We start from the raw sequence: 6,807 nt of genomic DNA on the forward strand, positions 1-6,807 counted from the left end.
CACATGTCGAACCTGTACCAGAGAAAACTGCCGTTGGCCGGCATCGATACCTCCGGGATGACTACCCGGGAACTTGGAGAGCTGGCGCGGGAGATCCTGGACGAGGGCATCCACGGAATCTGCTTCAGCCCATATCTTCCGCACCAGTCGCCCGGCGACATCATCGAGGCCGGCCAGGTGGAGCAACGTCTCGAGCTGATCCGGCCCTGGGTGAAATGGATCCGGAGCTTTTCCTGTACCGATGGCAACGAGCTCATTCCGGCGCTGGCCGCGAGCAAGGGTCTCAAGACCATGGTCGGCGTATGGCTGAGCGACGATCACGAACTGAACGAGCGCGAGCTGGCGAATGGCATTGCCGTGGCGCAGGCCGGACACGCTTCCATCCTCGCCGTGGGGAACGAAGTCTTGCTGCGCGGCGACCTGACAGAGGATGAACTGCTCGACTACCTGTCACGCGCCAAGGCGGCAGTCCCGGACGTGCCGGTAGGCTACGTGGACGCCTACTTCGAGTTCGTCGACCATCCTCGCATTACAGCCGCCTGCGACGTGTTGCTCGCAAATTGCTATCCGTTCTGGGAGGGCTGCCCCGCCCCGTATGCACTGCTCTACATGAAGGACATGTATCGCCGCGTGGCCAGGGCCGCAGGGGGTAAGCGTGTTATCGTCAGTGAAACGGGCTGGCCCACGATCGGCAAGGCAACGGGAGGCGCAGAGCCGTCCTACGAAAATGCCCTGAAATACTTTATCGACACCTGCCGCTGGGCACACGAGGACGAGATCGAGATGTTCTACTTCTCGGCCTTCGATGAACCCTGGAAAGTCGCGGCGGAAGGGGATGTCGGTGCCTACTGGGGCCTGCTCGACAAGGACGGCAAACCCAAGTACTGGTAACAGCATACATATCCCAGCTCACGAGACCGGATGAAATGGCGAAACCCAGGATCGATGACGTCGCCCGCCTTGCCGGGGTCTCGCCGAAGACCGTATCGCGGGTCGTCAACCGCGAGCCCAATGTCCGGGATGCGACGCGGGAGAAAGTCGAACAGGCCATCGAAGAGCTCGGCTACCGCCCAGACCAGTTCGCGCGCAACCTGGCCAGCCAACGCGCCCGTCTCATCGCGCTCGTCTATGACGATCCGAGCGCCTACGAGGTGCCGAGCTCAGGCTATGTGATTCGCCTGCAACAGGGCACCTTGCGCGCCTGCCGCGCGGCCAACTACGAGCTGCTCATTCATCCCTGCCGTTATCGCAACAAGGACGTGGTTGCGGAACTCGAAGCGTTGATCAGGCACATCCGGCCCACCGGGGTGGTTTTGGCTGCGCCCCTATCCAACATGCCCCGTATCGTAGATGCGATCCAGGCGAGCGGTACTCCTCTTGTGCGCCTTTCTCCCGGGCGAAAGGATGGAAACCAGTATTGCGTGGCTACCAACGACCGTGAAATCAGTGCGGAAATGACGCAGTATCTCGCCTCCCTGGGGCATCGGCGTATCGCTTTCATCAAGGGAAATCGTCAACACAAGGCGGTGGGCAACCGTTACCTGGGATTCGTTGACGGCTTGCGCGCCAGCGGCCTGCCACTCGAGAAGGACTTGGTCGAGCAGGGCGACAACTCGGTCGGTTCCGGCGAAGAGTGTGCCTGGCGGCTATTGCGCTCCGAGCAGCCCCCGACCGCGGTCTTCGCGGCGAACGACGACATGGCGGCAGGCGTGATGCGTGTCGCGGCACAGCTGGGCATCGAAATTCCGGCACGGCTCTCGGTGGCGGGCTGCGATGACATTGCGCTGGCGCGCCAGATTTACCCGCGCCTGACGACCATCCGACAGCCCCTCGCTGCGATGGCGGAGCTGGCCACGATGGCGCTGGTGGACGGCTCAGGCAAAGATTCCCTGGGCAATGGCGTCACCGTTGTGCCGGCGCAGCTGCGCATTCGCGAGTCGACCGGCCCGGCGCCGTCCGAGTAGCCGTCCTGAGCCCGCTACAGAAAAGAAAAGGCCCCGCGTTCAGCAGGGCCTTGGTGAGGATCTGCCCGCGCGCCTCGCGCCTGATCAGCCCCCGTTGACTGATACCACCCCGTTGTTGAAGTCTGGCGGCGTGGCCGGCTGATAGGAATATCCCCAGTCCAGCAGGACCTCTAACACGAGGATCGGGTCACCCGGAACCACGCGCCGGAAGCCCGTAGCATCCGTCCGGTACAGGGCATCCGCTGTGAGTTCGTTGAGCGGAACCGAGAATGGCACGGGCTCACCGTCAGGGCTCACCGCCGGGCAACACTCGAACACGGTAACGGAGCCGAAAAAATTGTCCAGCATGGACCGGTAGGCCTTGAGGGCCTGCTCACGTACCAGCTCATCGCTCGAGATGGCGTTGCTGTTCGCGTCATACAGCTCGTGCAGTGCAAGCGCGGTGTAATACTGGTTCTCCCCAGAGGGGCGCTGAGCCAGCGCGGTCGCCCAGAAGTAGAACCGCGCCTTCGCGCCTGACGGCCCCGGCGGCAGGGAGTTGAACAGGTCGAACTTGTTGTCGGCGTCCGGGTTGTTGACGTCGAACTCGATGATGGTCGTGGTCGAGAACGGATTCTCTGGGTCGTCGAGGACACAAGTCTCCGGGTGAACCCCAACGTTCTCGCAATAGAGATCCAGGACCACGTCCGTCGGGAGGACGACGGCATTGATCACCTCGCCATCGTTCTCATCGGGTTCGCCGCTGCAGCCGGCAGAGGCCAACGCCGCCGTCGCGAGCAGGGCAACGACCAGGTGCTTGCCGCGAAACGGTCCGGCATGTTGTCGATTCAGCGCTCTCATTCGAATATTACCTCGGCTGTACATGCTCTTCGCTAGAACTGATAGATGAAATAGACATTGACGCTGAAGATGTAGTCGCTGCCCGGGAACTCTTCCTCGGCCAGCGAGTTTTCGTCGAAGGCGCGGTACAGGGCACGGACACCGATCTTGGTCGCCTGGTCCTGCGACACACGGTCATTGATCGCGTAATAGCCCGATCCGAGCAGATATGAGTAGTCCAGCTTGATCTGTTCCGGGAACGTCACGTTGAACTGCCGGTAAAAGTCGTACGGGCCCCAGGCGTCTTTCAGGAAATAGCCCTCCAGCGTGTGCTTGCCGGCCCAGATGGCCTTGCCATGCAGTTCCCAGAAGTCCCGGGTGCCGCCGGTGGGGTCGCCCGTCGATTGCTGGAATCCTCGGACACCCTTGAAGATCAGCTTGGTCCGGTTCTTCGTATTGAAGGTCACACGGCTCGATACTGTCCAGACGTCCTCCGCCGGCAAACCTTGTCCGAACGCGGCGTTGGACTCCGTGGGCGCGAAGAAGAACTGGTACGAATCCGTGAACGTCGGGAATTCCGTATACGTGCCCCCGAAGTCGATTGCGAACGGCGCGTCCTCCCGCCACTCGTTGTCCCAGTCGTAGTAAGGCGTTGCGCCGGTGGGATCGTAGGTAAAGAAAATCTCGGCAGAGCGCGCCTCGCGGTTGCCGAGGACGGCGAAGGGATCGGCGTCACGGTTACGCGGGTTGGTGCCCGGGTAAAGGATGCCGTCGATGATCTCAGGCTCGATGAGCGGGTTGGCATGCACCAGGTTGTCGCGGTACATCAGCCGCGGGAAGACCATCCAGTTCCCGAAGAACATCTGCATTCCGGCCTCGTACTCCTGCTTGTTGCCAAGTCCGGAGTAAGGGAGATTGCTGGGGTCAGAAACGCCGTAGACCTTGTGGTGCTGTCCACCGTCGGCGACCAGGCCCGCGTGGTGGGCTGACAGATAGGTGCGCGTGCCCATCAGCGGGAATGTGAGCTTGGCCTTGAAGCCGAGCGTGTCCTCCCAGTCGATCTCGTCAAGGTACACATCGCCGTTGCTGTCGACACGGTCAAAGGCCTCGCCCACCTTTTCGGTCGCCGACATGATCCCGCCGAGTTCGAGTTCCCAGCCGTTCACGAACTCCTTTTTGGTGTAGATCGTCGTCTGGCGTGACTGGCGCTCGGTCTGCCCGGCACCGCCGACGGCGCTACCCAATCGTGCGACATCCTCGGAGTGGATGAACGTCCAGTCCATGTCCGCGAGACCGAAATCATACTTCACGACGAATTTCGGGTTGGCGCCCCAGTAGACTTCGGGACCGAACAGGAGCGTCAGGCCGTCAAGGCTGCCCTTGCCCCGCATCTCCACACCGGAAGGCGCCTTGGCATCCCAGATGTCGATACCGGCAATGTCGGTCGCCTCCTGCACGAGGCCGAAGAAATCCCCTTCATAGCCCCAGTGATAGCGCGGCGTGTGATAGAAAGCCTCCAGGTCAAAGGCTTCGCCCTCGTACTCGGCGCTGAAATCATAGATTTCTATGCGCCGTCCGTCGTCTATCGTGATCGGAGTGACCGGGAAACCCTCGACCACTTCCGTAGCCACCAGGATCTCGCGTTCCAGTCCGCGGTCACCGTAGCTGAACTCCAGTGGCCGCTTGTCGGCGACGTTGCCAAGGACGTTCAGCGTGAACTGGCCGTTCAGCTGGTTGTTCGGATTGAAAGCGAAGTCCAGGAACACCATCTGGCCATCACTGAACTCGATGGCGTTCTCCCCGTCTTGCCTGATGGGCTCATCCTCGCCCCGCGCCACGAATTCCGCCTGGAACCTGCCGCCCGTAAACCTCAGGGTGCGCTTTGACTCGTCCGCGTCGGCCTTCACCCGGCGAACGTCGCCCTTGAGTTCGTAGTAGTCAACATCCATGGCGGCGAACATGGAGTTGATCTCGCTCCTGGAGGCCTCGTAGGGGTCCATCGCGAAGATTTCTTTCATCACGTCGTAGGCCATGCGCGGGATCGCCTGGTAGACGCCCTCCGAATTCGGCAGGCCCAGCGCCGTAATACCGAACCATTCCTCGTTCATGTTGTTGCCGTCGGGCGTCCAGTCGAACAGGTACGCCTGGTTGGACCAGGAGGCGTGGGTATCCTGGATATCGAGGTTCTCCGTCTGCAGGTACTTCCACCATTCGTCGCGCCACTCGAAAATGTAGCCGCCGATCGAGTTGCCCTCTTCCCCGTTGCCGTAGGCCTTGTTGTACATCTCCTGCCACTGCTCTTTCAGGACCAGGGCCTGGGCTACCTGGTCCTCCTGGAAAGTGCGGGCATTGAAGGCATCGCTGCCGAACTCGAAGAACACGACCGGCAGGTCGAGCTTCTCGTCGACGCGCTGCCACAGGTCGGTGAAACTCGTGCCGCGGTAGACGTTGCTGCCGAGAATATCGAGCGACGGGACCAGCTCCGCGATGAGGTCGATGTACTGGATGTCGCCGTTCACGATGCTGAACGGGTGATTCGGGGCGATCTCCTTGCCGGCCGAGATGACCTCTTCGTACAAGCTGTACAGGTAGCGTGCCTTGGCGGTGTTCTGCTCACCCTCGGGCAGGTTCTCGATCTCGAAGCTCGACCATGACAGGCCGTAGTTGCTCTCGTTGCCGAACGCGAACATCAGGACGCCCGGAGTAGCCTTGTAGAGCCGCACGAACTCCTGCATGTCCCGCTTCAGAATCTCCCGGGTACGCGGATCGGAGTAGTCGGTAAAGGGAACCCATTCCCCGTCGATGCTGTAGCCGTAGCGGCCCATGAGCGGATTGATGACGCTCATGATCCCGTGCTCGCGGTAGATGTATTCCACCCACCGGGGCGGGATCGTCGTAAAACTGCGGATGGTGTTCACGCCCATCTTCTTCATCAGGCCGAACTCGTAGTCGAGCACTTTCCGGATGAAGTCGTCAGGTTCGTTGAACAGGCCGTAGGTGTAATTCTGGCCACGTGGCGAGTAGCCCCAGACGACGCCCTTGACGTAGAAGTCCTCGCCATCAACCTTGAGTTTCCAGCCCTTCTCGTCCTTGTAGGTCTCGACCTTGTTCACCTGCGCATGAGTCACGTCGGGGGCGGCGAAGATCAGCACGGCCGCCAGCAGGCTGCCGAAAAAGGCCATACGGTTGGAGAAGCTTGATTGGGCCATAGCGACTACTCTTGCTTGAGATTTGACTTCTTGGTGGACATCGATTCGGCTTGAATGCCCTGCCGGCCTGACCATCAGTTGGCCACGATGGAGACGTTGTCGATGGAGATGTCCGAGACGCATCCGGCAACAGCCCCGCAGATCGCCGTAAACTGCAATGACACTCCGCCACTGACATCAGGGCCGATGGCAATGTTCAGCGGGCCCACGGTGGTCCAGTCCGACGGGAACCCGGCGCCCTCGCGAATGATTTCCGTCGCAGAGACGCCGCCCCCGCTTTGCTCCGAAAAGAGGCGGATGTCAACAACGCCGCCATTGGCATCGCTGCCTTTCCAGTCGAAAGACACGGTAACCTGTTGGCCGGGCGTGAGGTCTCCAGCTCCCAGGTTGGCCGCTTTGAGTGTCGGATTGCCCGCGGCAGTGATATTCAGATTGGCCGCAAAGCTGCCGGATGCACTGTCGTTGGTCGTCGTGATGGTGCCGCCGTTCGGCGACGTCTCCCAGCCGCTCAGGTCACCGGCCTCAAAACCGCCGTTGACCACCAGCTCGCCGGTCGCGCCGCCGCCTCCACCGCCGCCCGCGGTTCCGGTGAAGCCGATATCGGTCAGCAGGAGCGTGAACGGCGCCGCCTGGCCGCCCAGCGGGCCGAGTAGGAAGCCCTGGTTGCCGGCGATCGTCGCCGCAAAATCGCTCATCGGGATCGATACCTGCAGCCAGCCGTTGCCCAGGTCGGTCACGCCACTGTAGGTCCCGAGGTTGTACACCTGGCTGGTGTCGCCGTTCTCAATGAACTTGACCTCAAAGGACGCCAGGTT

General features: G+C 61.4%; 5 protein-coding genes. 2 read left to right on the forward strand and 3 right to left on the reverse strand.

Going from position 1 to position 6,807, the window contains the following annotated elements:
• The first annotated feature begins 3 nt into the window (after positions 1–3).
• Together G8346_RS06830 and G8346_RS06835 are read left to right on the forward strand one after the other, a co-directional pair.
• Positions 4–891, forward strand: a complete 888-nt coding sequence (locus G8346_RS06830) for a glycosyl hydrolase family 17 protein (protein ID WP_166049485.1) — start codon at positions 4–6, stop codon at positions 889–891.
• A gap of 35 nt (positions 892–926) precedes the next feature.
• On the forward strand, positions 927–1,964 hold the full coding sequence (locus G8346_RS06835) for a LacI family DNA-binding transcriptional regulator (RefSeq protein ID WP_166049487.1): 1,038 nt from the start codon (positions 927–929) through the stop codon (positions 1,962–1,964).
• Between the two features lie 84 nt (positions 1,965–2,048).
• Here G8346_RS06835 and G8346_RS06840 read toward each other — a convergent pair whose 3' ends face one another.
• The 3 genes from G8346_RS06840 to G8346_RS06850 all read right to left on the reverse strand — a co-directional run.
• Positions 2,049–2,804: a hypothetical protein gene (locus tag G8346_RS06840; RefSeq protein WP_166049489.1), complete on the reverse strand. Its 756-nt coding sequence runs from the start codon at positions 2,802–2,804 to the stop codon at positions 2,049–2,051.
• 32 nt (positions 2,805–2,836) lie between these two features.
• The gene (locus G8346_RS06845; protein WP_166049491.1) at positions 2,837–5,992 is read right to left on the reverse strand and encodes a hypothetical protein; all 3,156 of its coding nucleotides are present in this window, start codon (positions 5,990–5,992) and stop codon (positions 2,837–2,839) included.
• Positions 5,993–6,066: 74 nt separating this feature from the next.
• The coding region (locus G8346_RS06850) for a carbohydrate binding domain-containing protein (protein ID WP_206202614.1) at positions 6,067–6,807 on the reverse strand (741 nt) is incomplete at its 5' end.

The sequence above is a fragment of the Thioalkalivibrio sp. XN279 genome, assembly GCF_011089885.1.
Classification (GTDB): Bacteria; Pseudomonadota; Gammaproteobacteria; order Steroidobacterales; family XN24; genus XN24.